This window comes from Luteimonas viscosa, from assembly GCF_008244685.1.
GTDB lineage: Bacteria > Pseudomonadota > Gammaproteobacteria > Xanthomonadales > Xanthomonadaceae > Luteimonas > Luteimonas viscosa.
This window is the reverse complement of record NZ_VTFT01000001.1, coordinates 732,072-756,081: the sequence shown is the minus strand read 5'-3', so window position 1 is coordinate 756,081 and position 24,010 is coordinate 732,072. Positions and strand designations below refer to the sequence as shown.

The following is a 24,010-nucleotide window of genomic DNA, read 5'->3' as shown; positions in this document are numbered from 1 at the left end:
GGATCTCGCTGGAAATAAAACGGCCAAGATCCGAATCGTGCGCCGATCGGCAGCAACGATGGACATGCGCCGGCTCAATTCCGGCGAAACAACCAATTCTTACCGAATGTGCCGTCTGCTGGGTACGCCAGCGAGGTTGCCGGCGTATCACGCTACGCCGTCTGGTCGCAGCATATTCCGCCCATCGCGATGACATGCGATCAGCCTCGCGAGGCTGCAAGTGTTTGATTACAAGAGCGAACCCGATTGACGGAGCCTTTGGACGAGAGCAAAGTGCGGGCTTATGCCCCGCAGCGGGGCCTAATCGTTGTTAGGCCTCATAGGAGAGTTTCGTGGAACGTCCTAACGAGTATGAGCCCGAGGATGAGCAACCTGACCCGGAGGAGCTTGAGCTAATTGCGGCGCTGAGCGCTGAGCAAGTTCAGGCCATAGATGCAGCATTACTGGCCGCCGCTGATTCAAAGTGGCGCAAGGTCGCTTTTCTCATCGCCATGGCAATGACCAGGCCGGATCGTATTCCTGGAATCCCTGACGTTTACTATGCTCAGCGTGTTCGAGAGATGGTCTTTAGCGGCACGCTTGAGGCACAAGGAGTGCTGTCACGCATGCGGTACAGCGAGGTTCGTATTTCCAGCCAAGTTGGCGGGCATGAGGCCTAACAATTCATTCAAGCCGATGCCACTTCGTGGCACGGCTTAACTCAAGTGTTAGGTGCCAGTGAACGTTCAACGCAGTTCCAACAGTTGGCTCACTCGGCTATCCATCGCCGCATTCGCTTTGGCAACTCTTTGCCTGATCTGGCTCATGAGCTCTTTCTCGATGTCCTTCGCCGACTGTAGCGGAGTGCATTCCCTTGCAGCGACAAGCTTTCGGTGCCAGCGCCCCGCCATCCTCGCGCTCGCCTTCTGTGTCTTTGGCATCATCGGGATAGTTCTTGCCGTTGTTGCTGTTTGGCGTAAAGTCCGCAGTCAGCGGGTGACGCATTCCGGCACCTAACAATTCATTCAAGCCGACGCCGCTTCGCGGCGCGGCTTAACTCAAGCGTTAGGGCCCATATGCGACAAGCGCGGCAACTGATGCAGGTGGCAGTGTTCTCTGCTGCGTCGCTTGTTCTCGTAGCGTTTGCTGTCGCTCTTCTTGTGGCAGGGCTTGAAGCGAGCTCACCGATCGAGTTCTGGGGCTTGCCCGGTGCGTTTCGCGCCGGCTTCTATGCCACTCTCGTTGTAGGTGCCGGCCCGGCCGTTCTGATGGGCGCACCTATCTATTGGTGGCTGCGGCGGGTGGGGCGGGCACGGGCGCATATTGTGCTGCCGCTCGGCGCTGGTCTGGGCACTTTGATTGCGCTCCTTGAGCCCGCCTTGCTCATTTGGGGTGTTGGGTGCGGCATCTTTGTGGCGGGACTCACTCACTTGGCTGCAACGCGGTGGCTGGGCCCTAACCAATCATTCAAGCCGACGCCACTTCGTGGCGCGGCTTAACTCAAGCGTTAGCGCTCAAGGGCAGCCCGTGGGACTTCGTGAGTTCGAGGAGAACTGGAACGCTTTGGCCGCACGCCTTGAACAGACGCTAGGTGTGCGCACGTCCCGCAAGTCTCATGCGATTGTCGGCTGGATGAACTCTGCGAAACGCAGCTACTTGGCCGGAGATTGCTCCCTGGGCTGCGCACAAGTTGCGTATGCACAGTTTGCCATTGAGGATCTTGAAAGAGTGAGGGCGCATGACGAGAGCATGTTCGCTCATTTTCGCCGAGAACTGCGCCGAGAAGTTCCGACATCAAACTACTTCGGGATTAGGCAGGAGCTGCGGCTCGCGTCGGCCCTGCTGACAAAAGGCATTCAATTCAATAAGACGGAAGCTCCCGATTTCACGTTGCTCACTACGCCAACAATTGGTATTGAGTGCACCAGCGCCCATCTGTCCGAGCAGAGTCAGTCCAAACCGGACGTCGCGTACAAAGTAAACTCCGCAATTTCAAGCAAGACTGAGTACTCATATTCAACGGAGCTACAGATTCTAGCCATAGACACAAGCAATTTGCTTTTTCATGAGGGTGTGCATCAGGCATCCGTTCTCTCTCGCAAGGGCGAACTAGGCGAGGCGATTAGGTTGACGATTGATAAAAGTTCGTTCCAGTCGGTGCTCACCTTCTCGTACGCGTGGGTTGCTGCAGGTATCGGCAATGGCGCAACACTTACGAACTACTATTCGCGCGTTGACCGCTCTGACATCGCCGAGACGTGCAAGGTGCTCTTGGACACCCACTATCCACTCGGGGACATTTGGGTTCTAGGTCATTTGCATCGACGCGTTTGAGCGCTAACAATTCATTCAAGCCGACGCCGCTTCGCGGCGCGGCTTAATTCAGGCGTTAGCGCCCATGGAGTTCTTCAGCATGCGTTTAGAGACTCTTCTGGTCGCCCTTCTCTTCCCCTCTTTCGCGGTTGCCGCCACTGATGCTCCGGTAGAGAAAGCAGCTCTCCGTGCAAAGATCATGGAGGAAACGAGACTCATCGCAATCATGGATTTGGATAGATCATCCGTCACTTTCAAAGATGACGGCGACCCAACAACACTCGAAGTTGTATTTCTCTCAAAGCGCTCGGACGGTCCAAGCCGCGTTTCCGCTGATGGTGAGATAGTTTTCCTCTACAAAGCCTCTGATCATCTGCAATCTGAACTAATCGACCGGGCCTTTGATTTGCGCGTCGCACGGGAAATCGGTGGGCGCTAACAATTCATTCAAGCCTACGCCGCTTCGCGGCGCGGCTTAATTCAGTCGTTAGCGCCCATGACCAAGCGCTACTTGCTACTGATAGCTTTGGTTGCAGCCGCAGCCGGAGGGTGCTTCTGGTACAACTCGGTGTACGGTTGGAATTCGACCTCTGATCCCGTCGATGAGTTCGGCTTGGAGTTCCGTTATCTGGGTTGCAAGGATTGGCCGGAAGGTCTGCCGTTTGAGACTTCTATCCAAAGCTCAGTGGAGGGTTCAAGCATCACTTATCGCGTCAGCGATCCAGCGGTCTGTGGTTACTCCGTCAGAGAGCCCAAGTACAGGCTAACTGGGGACGCGCTGAGTCTGACGTACAACTTGTTTACTCCCAGTGGCGATGTGGCAGCGTGCCTCTGTGAGTACAAGTCGGAGTTCCGCTTTCGCAACAATCCGGGGGCACCTCGCGTTGTCTTCTCACACACCGGTGGGTAGTAGCCTGGGCGGTGGATCTGCACGCCAAGTGCAACACCGATAAGAGTAGTATCTGCGCTCTATTCAGGCATGACGCTTCCTTTCTCACCGGTCGGACATGCGCTCGCCGATCCACGCCACGATTGCATCGAATCGCTCCTGATCCAACGCGTGCCCGCGGTCGACGCGGAGCTCGGTGATGAAGTCGCCGGTCACCTTGGCCACGACCTGGTCCGCATCCCGCGAATACTTGTCCTGGGTGCCCGACACGACCATCGTCGGCCTGGGTCCGATCGCGGCAAGGACATCGTGCGTGTCGATCTCCCGCGCGAGCCCCGGCACGGCCTCGAACAGGGTGATCCCCGTGCCTTCCCGGCGGCGCGTCCCGAAGCTGCACACGGCGCCGCTGATGCAGGCGAATCTGCAGCGTGCATCCACCGCCGCGTGGTAGAGCGCCGTGTAGCCGCCGTACGAATGGCCTGCCACGCCCACGCGGCGCCCGTCGATCCCGGTGGCCTGGAGCAGGACGCTCAGGGCCCGCTGGGCGTCGTCCAGGCACTTGCGCATCAGCACGTCGCCGTCGAGCAGGCGGTAGCTCATGGCGTTGTAGTGCTGGAGCCAGTCGTAATAGTCCGGTTCCACGCCCTGGACCGCGCCGCGCCGATCCTCGAAGGTGATGGCGTCGGGCGCCAGCACGGCAACGCCGCGCCGGGCGAGTGCCGGGCCGAAGGCCTGGAACGCGTCGCCCACCTCGCCGGCGACCTCGCTCTTGCCGAAGTGGAACTCGCCGTTGTGCTGGTGGAAGACCACCACGCCGCCGCGCGTGTCGCGGCCCCTCGGCGTGAACAGGAACGCGGGAATGCGGTCGCCTTCGAGGCCGCGGTATTCGATCCGTTGCCGGTCGTATCCTTCCGCTTCGTGGACGTCGCCGCGCTGGAACTCCACCGGAACCGGGTCGGCAAGCCCGAGGCGCGCACGCAGCATCGTGGGGAGGTCGCTCATCATCCGGGATGGTAACGCGCCACCGGCGAGGCACGCAGGCCGGCACTCGGCCAATCCGATCCGGTCGTTCAAGCCTGCGAAGCGGCCGCATGCCCCTAGCGTAGCAGCGCCTCCGCCGTCCACAGCATCGGCGCCTGCCCGTGTTCGTCGCCGGTCAGGCGGGGTCGCTGGAAGTAGTAGTCTTCCTCGTCGCCCGCGTAGTCCGGACCTCCGGGGTGCGAGCCGGGCCGATAGGCCCACATGCTGACGTCGCGCAGTTCGCCCGCGGGGGTGAGTCGCGCAACGAGCGCCAGCCAGGCAGCGCGGGCGACCGGACCGTAGGTGTCCGGGTCGAGCCAGCCATTGCGGACGCCGGTGACCAGCGCGTAGGCGAACATGGCGCTGCCGGACGTTTCCGGCCAGTTGCGCGGGTCCCCCGAATCGATGACCTGGCGCCACAGCCCCGTATCGTCGCCCGCTGTGATCTGGTGGGCGCGCAGGCCCTGCATCATGCGCGCGTAGCCGGCGTGGATGGCCGCATATCGAGGGTGGCCGGCGGGCAGTTCGCGCAGCAGTTCCGTCATTCCGGCCGCGACCCAGCCGTTGCCCCGGGCCCAGCGGTGGCGGAAATCGGGATGGTGGACGAACAGGCCGTCGTCCTGCTGCAACGCATCGAGATAGTCGACCATGGTGTCGGCGGCCAGGTCGAGATGGGCGCGGTCGCCCGAGACACGCCAGGCCTGCACCTGCAACGCGGTGATCATGTACATGTCGTCGATCGCGTAGCGGGCATGCGCTTCGATCCGCCTGCGCTGGTGGTCGGCGATGCGCAGGCCGTCGCGACGGGCGCCGCTGTCGTTGGCGAGCCGGCCGATCGCGAGCGGGACGATGCCGAACACGTTCTCGTCCACATGCCCGGGGCCGGCGAGCAATGCCTCGTGGTCGTCGCGGTGGTCGGCGTAGCGGGCGACGAGCGCCTGGAACCGGGGGCGGTCGTCCAGTGTCGTGGCGAGCACGAGCGCGCCGTACCAGGTACAGGCGACCTTGTAGTGACGCGGTTCTTCCGGCACGCGGGCCAGGAATCCGTCGACGATGCGCCGCCCGACCTCGTCCGGTGCGGCTGCCTGCGGCCAGTTGCCGAGCCAGGCATCGCCCCCGCGCGCGGCCGGCGGATCGATCCCCTGCGCCTCGGCTTCCCGGTGCGGCACGGTGGCACAGGCGCCGAGTACGCAAGCGAGCAACCCACTGACCAGCACGCGCGCCGGACTCATGCGACGTGCTGCCTGCCGGAACCCGGATAGATCCGGCTCACGCTGGCCGTGACCAGGCGTGCACCGGCTCGATCGAGGCCAAGCGCGTGAGTGATGGAAGCGGCAATGGGAGGGGCCGAGCAGGGAAGGTCAATCGCCGCCCGGCACCGCGAGCACCGCCTCCAGCGCCGGCTTCGGCTGCCCCTGGCGATCGAACAGCAGGGTGTAGTTGGTGCGGTCCGGGATCGGATAGCCGTTCTTCCACGACATGCCGTCCTCCACGCCCCACACGGCCACGCGATGCAGCTTGTCGCGGCGCGAATGGAAGACGCGGAACAGTTCGGCGTAGCGGTCGGCGAGCTGCTGCTGCACCGCGGCGGGCAGGCCGTCGCGATAGGGATCGAGGAACGCCTTGAACTCGGGCAGTTGGAACTGCGGATGCATCATGCCCTGGCCGATGATCTGGCCTTCCTTCGTCAGCGGCAGCACGTCGACGTCGAGCTCGGTGATCATCACCTTCAGCCCGAGTGCGGCGTAGGCGTCGATCGCGGCCTCGATGTGTTCGGTGGACGGGTAGTTGAGGCCCCAGTGGCCCTGGATGCCGATGCCGTCGATGCGGATGCCGGCATCCTGCAGCATCTTGACCATGCGCACGATGCCGTCGCGCTTCTCGGGGCGCCAGGCGTTGAAATCGTTGTAATAAAGCGCGGTCTCGGGCGCGGCTTCGCTGGCGAAGCGGAACGCGTCGCGCACCAGCGCATCGCCGTCGCCGCCGTAGGCGCGGGTCCACAGCGTGTCGCGGTACTGCCCGTCCTCGCCCATCACTTCGTTCACCACGTCCCAGGCCTGGACCTTGCCCGCGTAGCGGCCGGCCACCACGCCGATGTACTCGCGCATGCGTTCGCGCATCGTGGCCGGGTCTGCGGGCTTGCCGTCGTCGCCCTGGAAGAACCAGGCCGGCGTCTGGTTGTGCCAGACCAGGGTGTGGCCGACCAGGAACATGTCGTGCTTGCGGCCGAAGTCGACGAACGCGTCGGCGCCGGAGAAATCCCATTGGCCGGGCTCGGGATGCAGCACCTCGGCCTTCATCACGTTCTCGGCGGTGATGGAGTTGAAGTGCAGCGGCACCAGCGCCTGCGCGCGCGCGTCGCGGCCCGAAACGATCTCGTCGTTGACGGCGGTGCCGATCAGGAACGCGTCGGTGTAGGCGTCCTTGAGCGTCGTGCTCGGCGGGCCGGCGAAGGCGCTGCCACAGGCGAGCGCGAGGGCGGGGACCAGGGCGATGCGGTGGCGGGTCATGACGGGACTCCTCGATGTGCGTTGTCCGGCAGCCGCTGCGCGACCGCCGATGGCTCGATCCTGGGATGAAGGCATGCTGGCCGGGCGGCCGCCCGGATCGCGAGATCGCATGTGGAAGCCGCCCTCTCTGGGTTCCGCGGCGCGGTCGCGGCGGAAGCCGCTCCCACGGAGGCCGAAAGGGTTCCGACGCGGCTCACAGTCGGTACGCTTCCTTCGGCAGGCGATACGCGAGGTCGATCGCGACCTCCGCGGCCTCGTCCTCGTCGATGCGGTGTTCGGCGACGAGCTTGGCCAGCACCGCGCAGTCGATGCGGCGGGCCACGTCGTGGCGGGCGGGGATCGATAGGAAGGCGCGGGTATCGTCGTTGAAGCCGATGGTGTTGTAGAAGCCGGCGCTGGCGAGGGTCTGCTCGCGGAAACGCCACATGCCTTCGGGCGCATCGTGAAACCACCACGCCGGGCCGAGGAAGAGGCAGGGCCAGTGGCCGGCCAGCGGCGCGAGTTCGCGCGCGTAGGTGCTCTCGTCGAGGGTGAACAGGATCAGCCGGAACGTCGGCTCGTTGCCGAAGCGGTCGAGCAGTGGCTTGAGCGCGTGGACGTAGTCGGTGCGCATCGGGATGTCGGCACCCTTGTCGCGGCCGTAGCGCTCGAACAGGTCACGGTTGTGGTTGCGGAAGCAGCCGGGGTGGATCTGCATCACCAGGCCGTCGTCGAGGCTCATCGCCGCCATCTCGGTGAGCATCTGGCCACGGAACAGTTCGGCGTCCTGGGGCGTGAACTTGCCGGTGACGATCCGCGTGAACAGTGCGCGCGCCTGCGCGGTCGGGAGATCGGCGGTGGTGCAGCTGGGGTGGCCGTGATCGGTGGAGGTGGCGCCCATCGCGGCGAAGAATGCGCGGCGCTGGCGGTGCGCGCGCAGGTAGCCGTCCCAGTCGTAGACGTTCTCGCCGGTGATCTCGCCGAAGCGCTCCAGGGCCGACGGGAACTGTTCGTGCTCCGGATCGATCACCGGATCGGGACGGTAGGCGGTGATCACCCGGCCGCCCCAGCCGCTGTCGCGGATCGCCTGGTGGTGGGCGAGGGGATCGAGCGGCGATTCGGTGGTGGCGATGACCTCGATGTCGAAGCGCTCGAACAGCGCGCGCGGACGGTACGCGTCGGTCTGCAGCGCGTCGGTGATGGCGTCGTAGTAGTGGTCGGCGCTGTCGGCGCCCAGGCGCGTCCGCAGCCCGAATACCTCGTGGAAGACATGGTCGAGCCACAGCGACGAGGGCGTGCCGCGGAACAGGTGGAAATTGCGCGCGAACAGGCGCCAGGCCTCCCGCGGATCGACGTCCGCCCGCGAGCCGTCGGCGCGGGGGATGCCGAGCGCGTCCAGCCCGATGCCCTGGCTGTAGAGCATGCGGAACACGTAGTGGTCCGGCACCAGCAGCAGTTCGGTGGCATTGGCGAAGGGCGCGTCCTGCGCCCACCACGACGGATCCGTGTGCCCATGCGGGCTGACGATCGGCAGGCTCGCCACGCCGCCGTACAGGCGACGCGCGATCGCGCGTTGCGTCGCGTCCGAGGGGAACAGGCGGTCCGGGTGCAGGTGCAGCGGTCTGGCGGTTGTGGTCATGGATTCGTGGGTCGGGTTCGGTAGGTCCCGCGTCGTCGGGGTTCGTGCCCGGGCGCAGGGGCTGGAGGGAGCCTGCCTGCTGGTTCCCCGTCGCAGACGGGGAAGGGCCGGTAGGAGGAATGCGGGTCGGTGGTATCCAGTGTTCGGTTCCCTCGCGCGGGAGGAATCGTCTGCCGCGTCAGCGTTGCCGGCTCTCCACCGGCCCGAGCGTACCGCGCATCCGCGGCTGCCTCGTCACCTCGATCCGCTGGAACACGAGGCCCGGGTCGACCGGCCACAGTTTGAGCGTGTTGGCGCCGGCGGCGACGCGATGCCGCGAAACGGCGACGTGGACGCTGCGGACCATCGCGGTCTCCCAGGCCTTGAAATCGCGGTCGCCCGGGGTCGGGTCCAGGCGCATGGTCACCACCTGCGGCGTCTCGTCGCCGATCGACACGGCGTAGCGCAGGCCGCCGCGGTTGCGGAGATCGAGCGTCGGCGACAGCACCACGCGCACTTCGACCTCGCCGGCCTCGTTCATCACCAGCGGATACTCCAGGCGCGCACCGTCGCCACCCGGGGTCAGGGCGTCGCCGGTGGCCGGCCACGCCGTCACGCCGGACAGCGTGCGACCCAGGTTCGGGATCGTCTGCCACTCGCCGCCAGCAGGCGCGATCGCGCGCGCGTGCCGCGCAGCCTCGATCGCGACCACGCCGTCGCCTTCCACGAACCCGCGCGCAGCGCGATGCGACGGTGGCTTGCGCACCGGCACCTGCACGTAGACTTCGGTGCGGTCGCTGCCGCGGATCGCCACCACCGCCTCGTGCGCGCCTTCAGGCAGCTCCGACCAGTCGACCTCGAGCCCGAGCGCTTGTGCGTCTTCCACCTCGCCCTGAGCCGGCGAGACGCGCAACCATGGCTGCGACGACTTCGCGGTGAAGCCGACCTTCTCCGTGCCGCCGTTGAACACCACCAGCTCGCGCGTCGGCGCGCCCACCGGATCGAGCACCGGCAACCGTGGCGATTGCGCGGGCTGCGGCCAGCGCCGCGCGTCGCCTTCGACCGCCACGCCGGTCACGCCGCGTTCCGGCACGTCGACGTTCGCCAGCGCCGGCAGGATGTTGCGCTCGGGCTGCTGCCAGTGGGTGTAGCCGATCCGCACCTGCGACATCATGTGGATCCACTTGCCGCCGGCGATGTCCCGTTCGTACACGCGCTGCAGCTGCGCGTCGCGATCGAACAGGCGCTTCGCCTCGTCGGCCCAGCGATTCGCCGAGGCGCGCCCCTGCGCGGCGTACAGCCGGTTGCGCGCCACCGCCACGTACAGCCGGTTGAGGTTGGCGCTGGCCAGCACCGGGTATTCGACCAGCTGCACGAACGCATCGCGCTGGCGGGCAGGCAGGCGCTTTGCCAGCGCAAGGGTGCGTGCCTCGAGCGTGTCCCAGTCGGCGATCACGCGATCGGCCTCGCCGTCGTGCAGCAGGCTCCACGTCTCCGCATCGAGCAGTTCCGGCTTGCGCCGTGCGTTGTACTGCGTGTAGCGGGTGACGATCCCGCCGATCTCGAGCGCGTGCGCATCGCCGAACTGTTCCGCTGCCCAGGCGGCCGGATACCGGGTGATCCAGTCCAGGTCCGCCGCATCCGGATCCCAGGCCTGGTCGAGGAAGGCGCTGATCGGCAGCTCCATCGGCTTGATGTCGCCGACGTTGACGATCCACAGCCGCTCCACGCCGTGCGCCCACGCGAGCCGCATCTGCTCCCAGGCGCGCTCGACCTGGGTGGTGTTGAGCCACTTGTAGTTGCGCGGGCCGCCGACGTAGTCGAAGTGGTAGTAGACGCCGTAGCCGCCCGGGCGCTGCGAGCCCGGCTCGGGCAGGCGCCGGATGTTGCCCCAGTTGTCGTCGGCGAACAGCAGGGTCACGTCGTCGGGCACGCGCATCCCGGCGTCGTAGTAGTCCTGCACTTCCTTGTACAGCGCCCAGACCTGGGGCGTGTCCTCCGCAGGCTTGCCGGTGACCTCGCTGATGATCGCGCGCTGGTCGGCGACGATGCGCTCGAGCAGGGCGGTGGCGGTGCCTTCGGTCATCGCCTCGTCGCCATCACCGCGCATGCCCAGCGTGACCACCGCTTCGCGATCCTGCAGCCGCTCGATGCCGCCGCGCCAGAACCGCTGCAGCGTGTCGGCGTTCCGGGTGTAGTCCCAGGGCCCCTTGCCGTAACGGGACCACTCGTCGTGCGCGCGCATCATCGGCTCGTGGTGGCTGGTGGCGACCACCACGCCGTACTCGTCTGCGAGTTCGGCATTGCGTGGATCGTCGTCGTAGAACGCGCGCGGCTGCCACATCGCCGGCCACAGGTAGTTGGCCTTGTGCCGCAGGATCAGCTGGAAGACGCGTTCGTAGAAGCGGTGGTTGGTGCCGCCGAAGGTCTCGCGGCTCCAGCCGCCCAGCGCGGGCTCCTCGTCGTTGATGAAGATGCCGCGGTACTTCACCTTGGGCGCATCGACGAAACGGCCGGGCGCGACATGCAGCATGGCGCGTTGCGGCGGCGGCACGTCGGCCCACCAGGTCCACGGCGACACGCCGATGCGGCGCGAGATCTCGTACAGGCCGAACGCGGTGCCGCGACGATCGGCGCCGATCACGAGCAGGGCGCGGTCGATCCCGGGCTCGGGCTGCTGCACCACCTGCAGCAGGTACGCCTCCCAGTTTCCGGCGACGCCCGTGGTGTCGATTCCGTGTTCGCGCACGATGCGGTCGATCCGGTCGCTCTTCCCGAGCGTGCCGGCGATGATTGCGGTGTCATCGGCCCGCGCCGGCGATCCCGGTGCCTGGCCCGCGACCGCCGAGAGATCCGCCCGCAGCGCATCCGCTGCATGCCGCACCGCCATGAAATCGCCGTCGTCGACAAGGATGGCGATCGGCACACCGCGTTCGACCAGGGGCAGGCTGCCGCTGCTGCGCTCTTCGCACACGGCCGCCGGCGCACGACAGTCGGGCGCGGCGCGAGCAGCGCCGGGGATCATGGCGAGCACCCAGTAGAGCGCAACGAACAGAGGGAAAGGCGAAACTCTCATGGCGTGGATTGTCCTCTCTGGAAGCCACGGAAGTGGCGCCGCGACGCGGCAGGCCGCGGCCAACGGCTTCAGGCGCTCGCGCCGGGAACCGCATCGAGCCGTACCGGCTCCAGCCTCGGTGCGAGCACGTGGATGAGCAGCAGCGCGGCCAGGTAGGCGAAGCCGGCCATCAGGAACATCGCCGCGTAGCTGCCGGTGTGCTGGCGCAGCCAGCCCGCGCCGAGGTTCATGAAGAAGCCGCCCATCGCCCCGGCGAATCCGCCGATGCCGACGACCGAAGCGACCGCGGAACGCGGGAACATGTCGGAGGTCAGCGTGAACAGGTTGGCGGAGAAGCCCTGGTGCGCGGCCGCGGCCAGGCCGATCAACCACACCGCGACCCACTGGCCCTCGACATGCGGGGCGAACACCACGGGCAGGATGCACAGCGCGCAGATCAGCATCGTCGTCTTGCGCGCGCCGTTCGCGCTCCAGCCGCGCTTCATCAGGAACGAGCTGAACCAGCCGCCGCTTACCGAGCCGACATCCGCCAGCAGGAACACGGTGACCATCGGCAGTCCGATCGTGCGCAGGTCCACGCCGAAGCGGTCGGCCATGAACATCGGGAACCAGAACAGGTAGAACCACCAGACCGAATCGCTGAGGAACTTGCCTCCCGTGAACGCCCACGTCTGGCGGAAGCCGAGCAGCCGCAACCACGAGACCTTTCCCGGCGGGTCCGGCGAATCGCTCTCTATCAGCGCGAGTTCGCCCGGCGACACCTTCGGGTGCTCCGCGGGGCGACGGTAGACGGGTAGCCAGAACGCCAGCCACACCAGGCCTGCAAGGCCCGTGACCACGAACGCGGTTCGCCAGCCCCAGGTGAGCGCGAGCCACGGCACCACCAGCGGCGCGACGATCGCGCCGATATTGGAACCGGCGTTGAAGACACCGGTGGCAAACGCCCGCTCGCGTTTGGGAAACCACTCGGCGACGGTCTTGACCGCGGCGGGAAAGTTGCCCGACTCGCCGAGCCCGAGCGCGAAGCGCGCGATGCTGAAGCCGACCACCGACTTCGCCAACGCGTGCGCGGCAGCCGCGAGCGACCACAGGGTGAGATACACGCTGTATCCCACGCGGGTGCCGACCCGGTCGATGAACCAGCCGGCGAACAGGAAGCCGATGGCATAGGCGAGCGTGAACGATGCGCTGATCACGCCGTAGTGCTGTTCGCTCCATCCGAATTCCGCGACCAGGCTCGGCGCGAGTACGCCCAGCACCGCACGGTCGACGTAGTTGATCGTGGTGGCGAAGAAGAGCAGGGCGCAGATGACCCAGCGGTATCTGCTGATCGCGGTACCCGTCGGAACGGGCGAGGCGGCAACGTGGTTCATGCCTGTCGTGCCAGCGGGACCGCGCCAGCGTCAACGCCGTCCGGGCCAATGCGCGCAGGTGACATATCGCTCTCCCGATGCGATTTCGTGATAGCGCTATCAGTAACACATTCGACGGCACGTGGCATCGGGTCGATGGAATCGGACGCCGCGCGATGCAGCGCCCGACAACGCTGTCGTCGCGCAGCTGTTTTCCGCGGCGTCGGCGCATCGCTCGTGGATGCTGCGACGCAGCGTGTGATCGCCAATCTGATAGCGCTACCATCGCGCCGCCACTCCCGAAGGGCGTGTCGTGCAAGCGTCCCTTCGGGGGCACGAGGCACCACAGTCCACCGGTGTCACGACGAGACAGAAGCGTCGGTCACCGCCAGCGGGAGGGGAAGTTCCGTGCAAGTCCGAATCGCAAGAACAGCGTTGTCACACGCCCTGGGCCTCGCCCTCGTCGGCTTCGCCACGGCGGCCGTCGCGCAGGATCCACCACCCGCGCAGGACGCGCCGCAACCGGCACCCGTCGCGCCCGCGACGCAGGACGCCACCGATCTCGACGGCGTGATCGTCACCGGTTACCGCCAGAGCCTGCAGTACTCCACCGATGCCAAGCGCGATGCGACCGGCTTCACCGACTCGATCTTCTCCGAGGACATCGGCAAGTTCCCGGACACCAACATCGCCGAGTCGCTGGCGCGCATCCCCGGCATCCAGATCGACCGCGACGTCAACGGCGAAGGCCTGAACGTCGGCATCCGCGGACTCCCGCAGAGCTTCACCAAGACCATCATCAACGGTGGCGAGGCGGCCACGGCGTCGATCGGTCTCAACCGCGGCAACCAGAACCGCGAAGTCGACCTGAACCTGTTCCCGACCGAGTTCTTCAACAAGCTCACCGTGTACAAGTCGCCGCAGGCGAGCCTGCCCGAAGGCGGCATCTCCGGCGTGGTCGACATGCGCAGCATGCGTCCGTTCGATATCCCCGGCCGCCACTTCAACTATTCCGGCCAGTTCGACTACAACACCACCGGCGAGAAGTTCAATCCGCGCGGGTCGGCGATGTACAGCTGGACCAACGACGAAGGCACCTTCGGTGCGCTGGTGGGCGCGTCGGTCGTGCGCAGCCGCATCGCGGTACGCGGCTGGGAATCGATCGGCTGGATGAACCCGGGCCTCAACGAGCAGCAGTGCGGCATCGGCACCTCTCTGACGAACCGCCCGGCCGAATGCAACCCCGGTGGCGGTGGCAGCCTGCAGATGCCCAACGAAGTCCCCGACAACGGCTCGACCATCGGGGCGGGTATGACACCGGGAGACATCATCGATGCGGAGTGGTTGATGGAGCAGAACCCGGGCCTGTCCATCCTGCAGATCTCCGAGGCGCTGTTCCCGCGCCTGGCGCGCCCGGTCGACATGTCCGGCGACCGCGAGCGGGATGCCGTGGTGGGTTCGCTCGAGTGGCGTCCGAACGACAGGATGCACTTCTACGTGGACGCGCTCTACTCGCGAGCCAAGTACGAGAACGACCGCATCGACATGAACCTCGTCGGCCGCACCTTCGGCCCGGTGGGGTTCATCCCCACCAACATGCAGCTCGACGCCAACAACGTCGTCACCAGCGCGACCCTGGTCAACGCGCAGTTCTTCCTGGAGGCGCGCCCGTACCGCGACGAGGTGCAGTACTGGAACATCAACCCCGGCGCCACCTTCTGGTTCGGCGAGGACGACGGCATCAAGCTCGACGTACAGGCCAACTGGAGCCGCAGCTGGTTCTTCCGCGAGTCGCCCACGATCCTGCCGACCTCGCCGTTCACGACGGTCGAGTACACCAACGATGGCGAGCACCCGGAGTTCACCAGCGGCGGGGTGGACCTCAACGATCCGAACGCGGGCTGGTCCTGGAGTGGTGGCCGCGTCAACCTCAACAACGAGAAGCGGGTCACCGAGGCCGGCCGCCTGCGTGCGGACCTGCAGTTCGGCGACGACGACCGCAACATCAAGATCGGCGTGTCGCAGGACCGGTTCCGCCGGACGATCGTCGCGTTCGACAACAGCGCGGCGTGGCAGGCGAACGCGTTCTCGAGCGTTCCCGATTCGGAATTGCCGAGCTTCCTGCGACCGGGTCCCTACGGCTTCGTCACCGTGGACTTCGACGCGTTCATGAACGCGACCAACTACCAGCAGTTCTTCGACGAGGCGCCGGAGACGGGCTCGTCGCAGTCGGTGGGCGCCGCGTCGGGCGGGGTCGACGAGAAGAACCTGGCCGCCTACGTCGAGTTCAATGGCGAGACGGAGGTCTGGAACCGCAACCTGCGCATCAACGGTGGCGTGCGCTACGTCGACACCGACCAGGACATCAGCGGGCCGGTGGTCCTGGGCGCGGTGCGCGAATGGCAGACCCTCAACAGCACCTACGACGAGTGGCTGCCGTCGTTCAACGCCGCCTGGGACGTCGCCGGCAACTGGGTGGTGAGGATGTCCAGTTCGCGCACGCTGACCCGGCCGAATCCGCGTTCGATGCTGCCGGCGACGACGTTCTCCGATCCATCGGCGGAGATCGCCGACCAGGGCAACCCGAACCTGTCGCCGTACCTGTCGACCAACTTCGACCTGGGCCTGGAGTGGTACACCGGCGACGAGGGCCTGGTTGCGCTGACCATGTTCAACAAGCGCGTATCCGGCTACACCTACCAGGGCGTCAACGTGATCCCGTTCCGCGATCTGGGGATCCCGCTGGACGCGCTGTCGGAGAACCAGCTGGCTGCGCTCAACGCCAACGGCGGGCTCGACGCACCGATCAACGTGCGCCAGCAGGTCAACGCCGATGCCACGCTCGACATCCAGGGCTGGGAGCTGATCTGGGTGCAGCCGCTGAGCTTCGTGTTCGAGGGCCTGGGCTTCATGGCCAACTACACCGACATCGACCTCGAGCCCACGGGCCAGGAAGCCGACCAGCTGGCCGGCAACCTGTTCGGGATCTCGCCGGTGATGTGGAACGCCACCGCTTACTGGGAGAACGATATCGCCTCGGTGCGACTGTCCTACAACTGGGTGGAGGGCTCCGCGCAGCGCGCCCTGGGCAACAACGAGGGCGGCATCAACTACGGCCAGTACTTCGGCGAGGACCGCGGCCAGTTCGACCTGTCTGCCAGCTATACGCTGGACGGACTGCCGTCCCGGCCGCAGATCACGTTCAACGTCCTCAACATCACCAACGAACAGACCCGCAACTACATCTCGTTCCCGAATGTTCCAGGTGAAATCTACGAACCGGGCCGCACCTTCCTGATCGGCCTCCGCGGCACGTTCTGATCACGCCATCGCTTTACTCCCCACGACCCACCCGGCCCTCGAAGCGCCGGGCGGGTCGTGACTTTTTTTCCGGGGAGTTGTCCGGCGGGCCGGTGAACATGCGATCCTTCGAAGCACGGCCGCCGGGAGGCGGCCGTGTTGCAGGGGAGGCCGGCGCATGCGCAACGCACCGGTTTCAATCGATACGAACACGCAAGACACACGGATCCTTCCTATCGCCATGAGCATTGCCCAGAGCACCCGCACGGAAAGGCTTTCGGTCACCGAGAAGGTCGGCTACAGCCTGGGAGACCTGGCGGCCAACCTCATCTTCCAGACGTTGATGACGTTCCTGGCCTTCTTCTACACCGACATCTATCGCATTCCGGCCGGGACCGCGGCGACGATCATCTTCGTCGTCGGCATGCTCGGCGCGTTCGTGTTCACACCGCTGGTGGCGGTGATGGCGGACCGCACCAACACCCGCTGGGGCAAGTTCCGGCCGTGGATCCTCTGGACCGCGGTGCCTTTCGGCGTGCTTGCGCTGCTGGCCTTCAGCACGCCCGACCTCGGGCCGCAGGGCAAGGTGTTCTACGCGGCCGCGACCTACACGCTGCTGGTGCTGGTTTACGCCGCCAACAACCTGCCGTACTCGGCACTGAGCGGCGTGCTCACCGGCAGCATGTCGGACCGCAACAGCCTGTCGGCCTACCGCTTCGTCGCGGTGATGATCGCGCAGCTCGTGGTGCAGGCGCTGCTGCTGCCGCTGGTGCTGATCCTCGGCGACGGCGACCGCGTGCAGGGCTTCCACAACACCATGCTGCTGTTCGCGGTGGTGGGCACGATCTTCCTGTTCATCACCTTCTTCACCACGCGCGAGCGCGTGCTGGCGCCTGTGGGCCAGAAGACGAACCTGCGCCAGGACATCGCCGACCTAGTGGGCAACCGGCCCTGGCTGGTGATGCTGTTCCTGACCATCCTGGTCTTCATCAACCTGGCATTGAAGGGCGGCACCTACGTCTACTACTTCGAGTACTACCTCAGCGAGCCGGCGCTGGCCGGATTCCTCGAGGACATCGGCTTCAACGGTTTCATCGCCGGGCTCAACGCCATGCTCACCGGGATGGGGCTGACCGCCTTCCACTGGCCCGAGGATGCGCCGACCTCGACCTTCAGCCTGTTCAACGCCAGCGGCATCATCTGCATGATCGTGGGCATCGGCTTCTCGAAGCCTCTGGCCGACCGTTTCGGCAAGCGCGACGTCTTCGGCGTGTTCCTGTTCGTCTCGACCCTGTTCCTGCTCGCCTTCTACTTCTTCCCGCCGGACGCGATCGGGCTGGTGTTCCTGTCGCAGATCCTGCACGGCTTCTTCTACGGCATCACCATCCCGCTGCTGTGGGCGATGGTGGCCGACGTGGCCGACTACTCGGAGTGGAAGAACAACCGCCGCGCCACCGCGATCATCTTTTCCGCCATCCTCTGCGGCCTGAAGGTGGGGCTGGCGGTCGGCGGTGCGCTGGTCGCCGCGATCCTGGCCCGTTACAGCTACGTGGCGGGTGCCGAAATCCAGTCGCAGGAAACCATCGACGGCATCCGCTTGTCGATGAGCGTGTATTGCTCGCTGCCGTTCCTGATCGGCGTGGCGCTGCTGTTCTTCTACAGGATCGACAAGTCGATGGAATCGCGCATCGAGAGCGAGCTCTCCGAGCGCCGAGCCGCCCAACCGACCTGACACCCTCAAGCTACGGATCGACCATGGCAGACCAGGAATACGCCGACGGAGCACTCGACGCACTGGCGGACAAGGCGCTCTCGCGCCCGCTCGTCACGCATATCTACACCGCCGACCCGTCGGCGCACGTGTTCGAGGGCAGGCTCTACATCTATCCCTCGCACGACATCGACGCCGGGATCGAGTTCAACGACGATGGCGCGCACTTCGCCATGGAGGACTACCACGTCCTGCGCATGGAGTCGCCGGAGGGCGAGGCGGTGGACTGCGGCGTCGCCCTGCACGTGAAGGACGTGCCCTGGGCGCAGCGCCAGATGTGGGCGCCGGACGCCGCGGTCAAGGACGGCCGCTACTACCTGTATTTCCCTGCGAAGTCCACCGACGGCCTGTTCCGCATCGGCGTGGCGGTCGGCGATCGACCGGAGGGACCTTTCGCGCCGGAGCCGGAGCCGATCGCGGGCAGCTACTCGATCGATCCGGCGGTCTTCGGCGACGACGACGGTGCGCACTACATGTACTTCGGTGGCATCTGGGGCGGGCAGCTGCAGAAGTACCGCGACAATGCGTACGCGCCGGGCAACGAGGAACCCGGCGACGACGAGCCGGCGCTGGGCCCGCGCGTGGCGCGTCTCACGGCGGACATGAAGCAGTTCGCCGAAGCGCCGCGCGAGGTGCTGATCGTGGACGAGGCAGGCAAGCCGCTCGCCGCCGGCGACCACGAGCGCCGCTATTTCGAGGGGCCGTGGCTGCATAAGCACCAGGGTCGCTACTACCTCTCTTACTCGACCGGCAACACCCACCTGCTGTGCTACGCGACGGCGGACAATCCCTACGGACCGTTCACCTACCAGGGCGTGATCCTCACCCCCGTGGTCGGCTGGACGACGCATCATTCGATCGTCGAGTTCGGCGGACGCTGGTGGCTGTACTACCACGACTCGATCCTCTCGGGCGGCGTCACCCACCTGCGTTCGGCGAAGGTCGCCGAACTGCATGTCGATCCCGACGGGCGCATCCGGACGCTGGATCCCTATGGGGGATGAGGCTGTGGCCGAGGCCGCCATCGGTCCGAGCTCGCCGATGCCGCCTGGGCCGCTGCTGACGCTCGCGGCCGGCGACCTGTCGGTCGACATCGCGCCGCGGGCCGGTGGCCGCATCGCGCAGATCCGCTGCGATGGCATCGAACAACTCGTCGGCCATGGCGAGCACGGCGCGACCACCGCCATCGGCTGGGGCTGCTACCCGATGGTGCCCTGGTGCGGACGCATCCGGCATGGCCAGTTCGCGTTCCAGGGCCGGCGCCACCTGCTTCCCGCGAACCTGGGAGGGCACGCCATCCATGGCGTCGGCTTCCTCATGCCCTGGGAGGTCGCGGAGCACTCCGCACGCCATGCGTCGCTCGAGCTGGCGATGCCCACCGACGGGCGCTGGCCGTTCGGCGGGATCGCCCGCCAGCACATCGCGATCGAGGGGCGGGAACTGGTGCTGGCGCTGTCGGTGACCGCGGTCGGACAGGCGATGCCGGCCTCGATCGGCTGGCATCCCTGGTTCCGCAAGCCCGAGCGGCTCGAGTTCCATCCGCAGGCCATGTATCCGCGCGATGCCGAGGGGATCGCCGTGCGCCCTGCCGGTGAGGTTCAACCCGGGCCGTGGGACGACTGCTTCGTCAACGATCGCGAGGTGGTGCTGCATCGGCAGGGCCAGCGCCTGCGCATCGCGTCCGGATGCCGCGACTGGGTGGTCTACGACCAGGCCACGCACGCAACCTGCGTCGAACCGCAGACCGCACCGCCGGACGCGTTCAACCTGCTGCCCGAACTGGCCCTGCGTCCGGGCGAAACGCTCGGCGCGCGCTGCACCCTGCGCTGGGACTGAGCTTGGGGGGCGGCGCAGCCGGGCCTGCGGCTGTGCGGCGGGCGGGGCGAAAAGTGCCGGGTGGGCCGGATTCGGCGGCAGAGCGCCGTGCCGAGGCCATGTCTGCGCCCGGAAATGGCGACGCTTCGCATCGGCCCAGTTCCCCCGACTCGGGGGTCCATGACGGGGACTGGGCCATACTGCAGCCAAGGGTGTCGGGAACGACCCCGTTCACGGCGGATCGAACAATGAGCGCGGGAACTGGCGACGAGCGGTGCGGGAGCGACGCCTACCCGCTGCCGATGGCCTACGACGGCGAAGATCCCGCGGCGATGTCCGAATTCCACGATCTGCTGCATGGCTGCATCCAGTTGCCCGACGACCAGCAGTTCTGGTCGTGCCTGGAGGAAGGCCTGCAGCGGATCGAGGAAACGCTGCCTCCCGGGCGCGCGGCGGGCTTCGAGTACGCGGTCGACCGCATACTCGTGCAGCAGGGCCTGACCACCTGGGCGTTCCGCAAGGGCCGCACCACGCCCGCGGCGTGAACGCTTCGTAGCCGGCGGGTATTCGACCGAACGGCCCGCGGCGACATCGACGTTGCCAGCCTCGCGCACAGCGACGCCGATGCCGGACGAAGAAGCCGGCCCCGGTCATGATCATGAATCCTGGGGTCGCGGTCCGCGCGACGTTGGGCATGCATCCTGTTCTGCCCGAGGCGCAAGGCGCGAGGCGTCCGATGCCGGCCTGCCATCTCTACGTGCTTCCGCTGGTCCACGAGGACATCGCCAAGGTCGGCATCTCGGTCGATCCGCTGACACGCGTGCGCGCTTTCGCCGCGCGCTACTACGAGTGCTTCGACCTGGGGCGCAGCATCGTCATCGGTTTCGACCGGGTGGTCGACGCGCGTCGGCGCGAGACCCAGCTGCATCGGCAACTGCGGCCATGGAACGCGCCGCCGCCGCTGGTGGACGCATTGCGGGCAGGTGGCGTCACGGAATGGTATCGGGGTTGCGCGTCGATCCTGCAGGCGGAGGCCGAACGCGATGCCGGACGCGGCCACCCCGTCTGGATGCCTGCCCTGGACTGGTGGAAGCAGCGGCTGCTGGACGAGCGGCCGCTGCTGTACGAATGGGCCGAGCAATGCCTGCGCGACGTGGCGGAAGACGATCCGCCTGCACCCGCGATGTGGTCGCGGATCGTGGACGTGCTGGATGCCTGGCCGGCACTCGGGCTGGGCGTCGAAGAGGCCTTGCCGCCGCACGTGGCGCGGCGCTACCGCCGTCACCGGGCGGCCTGGCATCCGGGCCTGGGGGGCTGAAGCGACGGCGATGCCCGCACGCGCGGCGGCACGAGACCGCGATCCTGCGGCGGGGCGCGTGCCCGAGAAGGACATCGCATGTCGCAACGCCCCGGATGCAACGCCCCGCCTGGTGCACCTCGCGCTCGCAACCGAGCGGCGAGCCGGAGCACCGCGGCCCGGTCAGTTCGAGGCGCCGTCGTCCGCCGGTGCCGACGCCTGGCCCGATACCCATCAGTCGCCACCGTCCCCACTGGTCTTCGATATCGTCGCCGGTGGTCGTGCGCGCGCCGCACCTGGACCGGCACCCGGGGCGGCGCGGCAAGCGCGACGCGGGAGCGACATCCGGCGGCAGTCGGAAGGTGCCGGCGCGATCCGCTGCCTGGAACGCAGGCACAAAAAAACCCCGCTTGCCGCGGGGTTTCCTGCAATTCCGGGCCGTCCGGGACGGTCTGGAACTGTGGTCTGGTGCCCAGGAGAGGACTCGAACCTCCACGGTTTTACCCGCTAGTACCTGAAACTAGTGCGTCTACCAATTCCGCCACCTGGGCGGTGGGGCGCGTATGTTGCGGCGCGTCGACGGCAAAGTCAACGTGCCACCTGCACGGGCCGGGCACGCCACGCGTGTACCATGCCGCCGATGGTCAAGACTCCAGGCAAGCGCGGCAGTGGCCGCGGCACGGGACGGGGCGGCAAGTCCACCCCCGGCAAGGATCCGCAGGGCGGGCAACGCGGTAGCGGAAGGCGGAATGCACCCGCGAAACCGGGCTGGATGCCCGCCACGCCCGCGAACAGGCCGGCAGCTCGTGCTGCGTCCGGCGGCCAGGCGTCGTCGCCCGGGGGATTCGAGGATCCGCATGCGCGCCGCGAGGCGGAGCGTTACGAGCGGCCGATCGCCAGCCGCGAAGCCATCCTGCAACTGATCGCGGACGCCGACGGTCCGCTGACCGCGCAGATGCTGGCCGAGCGCCTCGACCTGGCGGACCCCGATCGCGCCGACGCCCTCGGCAAACGCCTCGGCGCGATGGTGCGCGACGGCCAGTTGCTGCAGAACCGTCGCGGCGGCTACGTCCCGGCCGCGCAGCTCGACCTGATTTCGGGAACGGTCATCGCCAACCCCGACGGTTTCGGCTTCCTGCGCCCGGACAGCGGCGTCGGCGACGACCTGTTCCTGCCGCCGTCGGAAATGCGCAAGGTGATGCATGGCGACCGGGCGATGGCCAGCGTCACCGGGCTCGACCGGCGCGGGCGCCGCGAAGGCGCGATCGTCGAGGTGCTCGAACGCCGGCTCAACCGCCTGATCGGCCGGTTCACCGTCGATTCGGGGATCAGCTACGTGGTGCCCGACGACCGCCGCATCCAGCGCAACGTGCAGGTCCCGACCGATGCGCGGCTGGGGGCGGTCCACGGGCAACTGGTGGTCTGCGAGATCACCACGCCGGCCGACGACCGGCGGCCGCCGATCGGCAAGGTGCTCGCGGTGCTGGGCGATGCGCTGACGCCGTCGCTGGTGGTCGAGGCCGCGATCCACGGCCACGAACTGCCGCACGAGTTCCCGCCGGAAGTGCTGGCCGAGGCCTCGGCCGTGCCGCTGCAGGTCGACGCCGCGACCGCCGCCGGACGCGTCGACCTGCGTGCGCTGCCGCTGGTCACGATCGACGGCGAGGACGCCAAGGATTTCGACGACGCGGTGTACTGCGAGCCGAACCGCAACGGCTTCCGCCTGATCGTGGCGATCGCCGACGTGTCCAGCTACGTCCGCCCCGGCGCACCGCTCGACGACGAGGCGCAACTGCGCGCGACCAGCGTGTACTTCCCCGGCTTCGTCGTGCCGATGCTGCCCGAGACCCTGTCCAACGGCATCTGCTCGCTGAACCCGAAGGTCGACCGCCTGTGCTTCGCCTGCGACATGCAGGTCGACCGCGACGGCGAGGTGGTCGAATCGAAGTTCTACGAAGCGGTGATGAACTCGCACGCGCGCCTGACCTACACCCAGGTCTGGAAGTCGGTTGGCGAGGGCGATGCCGAGGCCCAGGCGCAAGTGGGCGCGCTGATGCCGCAGGTCGAGCGCCTGCACCAGCTCTACCGGGTGCTGGCGAAGGCGCGCGCCAGTCGCGGCGCGATCGAGTTCGAATCCTCCGAAGTACGGTTCGTGCTCGACAACCGCGGCGAGGTCACCCAGGCCGGCATGCTGGTCCGCAACGACGCGCACAAGCTGATCGAGGAATGCATGATCGCGGCCAACGTCGAGGCGGCGAAGTTCCTGCTCGCCGCGCAGATCCCTGCGCCGTACCGCATCCACGACAAGCCGCCGGAATCGAAGTACGCCGACCTGCTCGAGTTCCTCAAGGAGTTCGCGCTGCGGATGCCGCCGTGGGCGCGGCTGCAGCCGAAGGATTTCGCCGCGCTGCTGAAGAAGGTGCGCGACCGCCCCGATGCCACCCTGCTCGAATCGGTGATCCTGCGCAGCCAGAGCCAGGCGGTGTACTCGCCCGCGAACATCGGCCACTTCGGCCTGGCGCTGCAGGCCTATGCGCATTTCACCTCGCCGATCCGCCGCTATCCCGATCTGCTCGTGCATCGCGCGATCAAGCATGCGCTGGCGCGGCGCAGGCTGGAGGACTTCCACACGCCGCGCGAGATGGCGACGCTGGCGCTGCAGTGCTCCGAGCGCGAACGCCGCGCGGACGAGGCAGAGCGCGAGGTCGACGAACGTTACCGCGCCGCCTGGATGGAACAGCACGTGGGCGGCGAGTTCGACGGCACGATCAGCGGCGTCACCAGCTTCGGCCTGTTCGTGGAACTGGACCAGTCCAAGGTCAACGGCCTGGTGCACGTGACCCAGTTGCCGAACGATTTCTACCATTTCGACCCGGTGCGCAAGACACTGACCGGCGAGCGGACGGCGCGCGAGTTCCGTCTCGGCGACCGCGTGCGCATCGTGGTGCTCAAGGCCAGCCTGGAGGAACGCAAGATCGACTTCCGCCTGGCCGGGGAGCGCAACACGAATCCGCAGCAGCCGCGCGGACAGCCGGCGAAGCGCAGGAAGCAGAAGTATTGAGAGCAGTGATTGCTGATTGGTGATTCGTGA

16 protein-coding genes and 1 tRNA gene are annotated in these 24,010 nt (G+C 66.9%); 10 read left to right on the top strand and 7 right to left on the bottom strand.

The window, feature by feature from the left end; all coding sequences use genetic code 11:
• The first annotated feature begins 332 nt into the window (after positions 1-332).
• The 3 genes from FZO89_RS03480 (at position 333) to FZO89_RS03470 (ending at position 2,731) form a co-directional block, all read left to right on the top strand.
• Positions 333-659 (top strand): DUF3658 domain-containing protein, encoded by a 327-nt coding sequence (locus tag FZO89_RS03480; protein ID WP_149101954.1) that lies wholly within the window; start codon positions 333-335, stop codon positions 657-659.
• 847 nt (positions 660-1,506) lie between these two features.
• Positions 1,507-2,313 carry a hypothetical protein gene (locus tag FZO89_RS03475; protein ID WP_149101953.1) on the top strand — a complete coding sequence of 269 codons (807 nt, stop codon included), beginning with the start codon at positions 1,507-1,509 and terminating at the stop codon, positions 2,311-2,313.
• Positions 2,314-2,377: 64 nt separating this feature from the next.
• The gene (locus FZO89_RS03470; protein ID WP_149101952.1) at positions 2,378-2,731 is read left to right on the top strand and encodes a hypothetical protein; all 354 of its coding nucleotides are present in this window, start codon (positions 2,378-2,380) and stop codon (positions 2,729-2,731) included.
• 555 nt (positions 2,732-3,286) lie between these two features.
• On the opposite strand, the gene FZO89_RS03465 is transcribed toward FZO89_RS03470, so the two are convergent.
• From FZO89_RS03465 to FZO89_RS03440, 6 genes are all read right to left on the bottom strand, one after another.
• Positions 3,287-4,183, bottom strand: coding sequence for a dienelactone hydrolase family protein (locus FZO89_RS03465; protein ID WP_187471026.1), 897 nt, complete (start codon positions 4,181-4,183; stop codon positions 3,287-3,289).
• Positions 4,184-4,278: 95 nt separating this feature from the next.
• Positions 4,279-5,433: a glycoside hydrolase family 88 protein gene (locus FZO89_RS03460; RefSeq protein WP_149101950.1), complete on the bottom strand. Its 1,155-nt coding sequence runs from the start codon at positions 5,431-5,433 to the stop codon at positions 4,279-4,281.
• A 129-nt stretch (positions 5,434-5,562) separates the two neighbouring features.
• Entirely contained in the window at positions 5,563-6,711 is a 1,149-nt protein-coding gene (locus FZO89_RS03455; RefSeq protein WP_149101949.1) for an endo-1,4-beta-xylanase, read from the bottom strand.
• A 193-nt stretch (positions 6,712-6,904) separates the two neighbouring features.
• Complete coding sequence (gene uxaC / locus FZO89_RS03450; RefSeq protein WP_149101948.1) at positions 6,905-8,329, bottom strand: glucuronate isomerase; 1,425 nt, start codon at positions 8,327-8,329, stop codon at positions 6,905-6,907.
• 178 nt (positions 8,330-8,507) lie between these two features.
• The gene (locus FZO89_RS03445) at positions 8,508-11,384 is read right to left on the bottom strand and encodes a glycosyl hydrolase 115 family protein (RefSeq protein ID WP_149101947.1); all 2,877 of its coding nucleotides are present in this window, start codon (positions 11,382-11,384) and stop codon (positions 8,508-8,510) included.
• Between the two features lie 68 nt (positions 11,385-11,452).
• The gene (locus FZO89_RS03440; RefSeq protein WP_149101946.1) at positions 11,453-12,757 is read right to left on the bottom strand and encodes an MFS transporter; all 1,305 of its coding nucleotides are present in this window, start codon (positions 12,755-12,757) and stop codon (positions 11,453-11,455) included.
• A 387-nt stretch (positions 12,758-13,144) separates the two neighbouring features.
• Between FZO89_RS03440 and FZO89_RS03435 the strand changes: the two genes are divergently transcribed.
• The 6 genes from FZO89_RS03435 (at position 13,145) to FZO89_RS03410 (ending at position 20,940) form a co-directional block, all read left to right on the top strand.
• On the top strand, positions 13,145-16,057 hold the full coding sequence (locus tag FZO89_RS03435) for a TonB-dependent receptor (RefSeq protein ID WP_187471025.1): 2,913 nt from the start codon (positions 13,145-13,147) through the stop codon (positions 16,055-16,057).
• A gap of 220 nt (positions 16,058-16,277) precedes the next feature.
• Entirely contained in the window at positions 16,278-17,768 is a 1,491-nt protein-coding gene (locus tag FZO89_RS03430) for an MFS transporter (protein WP_149101944.1), read from the top strand.
• A gap of 23 nt (positions 17,769-17,791) precedes the next feature.
• Entirely contained in the window at positions 17,792-18,811 is a 1,020-nt protein-coding gene (locus FZO89_RS03425; RefSeq protein ID WP_149101943.1) for a glycoside hydrolase family 43 protein, read from the top strand.
• Positions 18,812-18,848: 37 nt separating this feature from the next.
• Positions 18,849-19,643 (top strand): aldose epimerase family protein, encoded by a 795-nt coding sequence (locus tag FZO89_RS03420; protein WP_262378510.1) that lies wholly within the window; start codon positions 18,849-18,851, stop codon positions 19,641-19,643.
• Positions 19,644-19,870: 227 nt separating this feature from the next.
• Complete coding sequence (locus tag FZO89_RS03415) at positions 19,871-20,167, top strand: hypothetical protein (RefSeq protein WP_149101941.1); 297 nt, start codon at positions 19,871-19,873, stop codon at positions 20,165-20,167.
• A 149-nt stretch (positions 20,168-20,316) separates the two neighbouring features.
• Entirely contained in the window at positions 20,317-20,940 is a 624-nt protein-coding gene (locus tag FZO89_RS03410; RefSeq protein WP_149101940.1) for a GIY-YIG nuclease family protein, read from the top strand.
• Positions 20,941-21,385: 445 nt separating this feature from the next.
• Here the strand turns inward: FZO89_RS03410 and FZO89_RS03405 are convergent.
• Positions 21,386-21,470, bottom strand: a tRNA-Leu gene (locus FZO89_RS03405).
• Positions 21,471-21,691: 221 nt separating this feature from the next.
• Here FZO89_RS03405 and rnr point away from each other — a divergent pair.
• On the top strand, positions 21,692-23,980 hold the full coding sequence (gene rnr, locus FZO89_RS03400) for a ribonuclease R (protein ID WP_262378509.1): 2,289 nt from the start codon (positions 21,692-21,694) through the stop codon (positions 23,978-23,980).
• The last annotated feature ends 30 nt before the right edge of the window (positions 23,981-24,010 follow it).